The organism is Azoarcus sp. Soil_N_20, assembly GCF_057656155.1.
On the sequence record NZ_JBDGKX010000051.1, the window covers coordinates 1 to 734 of the forward strand.

Genomic DNA, 734 nt, shown 5'->3' on the forward strand with positions numbered 1-734 from the left:
GTGCTGTTCATGGCGGTTTCGGGCGACAGCGCACCGCACTTCACGACCATCGCCGGTTTTGTCGCCGAACTCGGTGACGAAGCCGCCCGGATCTTTGCCCGGGTGCTGAGGATCTGCGACCGGCAGGGATTGATCGGACGCGGACTCTTTGCGATCGATGGGGTGAAGCTACCCGCCAACGCGAGCAAGGCCAGGAGCGGTAACCGGGGCGACTTCATCCGCGAGGCCGACAAGATGGAAGCGGCGGTCAAGCGCATCATGGCCAGCCACGCCACGACCGACATCAAAGGCGAAAACGCCGAGGCCGCACGTGCGGCCCGTACGGTGGAACGACTCAAGGCCGAAGCGGCAAAGATCCGCGCCTGGCTGGACGCGCATCCTGACGAGCGCCGCAGCGCCAAAGGCAAACCGCGGCTGAGCAATCGCACCGACAACGAGTCGGCCAAGATGGCCACCGGCAAAGGCGTGATCCAGGGCTACACTGGCGTGGCCGCAGTCGATGCGAAGACCCAGATCGCCGTCGACGCCCAGGCCCACGGCACCGGCTCCGAACAGGAACTGCTCCTGCCGGTGGTCGAGGCGGTCGAACCGTTTCGTACTCCCAACACCACGCTCTGCGCCGACGCCGGCTACCACTCGGAGGCGAACCTGAAGGCGCTCGCCGAAGGCGGGATCGACGCCTACATCTGCGACAACGACTACCGCAACCGAGACGCCCGCTATGCCGGACAGGT

The 734-nt window shown here is 65.9% G+C and carries 1 protein-coding gene; it reads left to right on the forward strand.

Annotated elements, in window-relative coordinates:
* A partial coding sequence (locus tag AC3A35_RS27825) for a transposase (protein WP_487439797.1) occupies positions 1–734 on the forward strand: 734 nt, incomplete at both ends.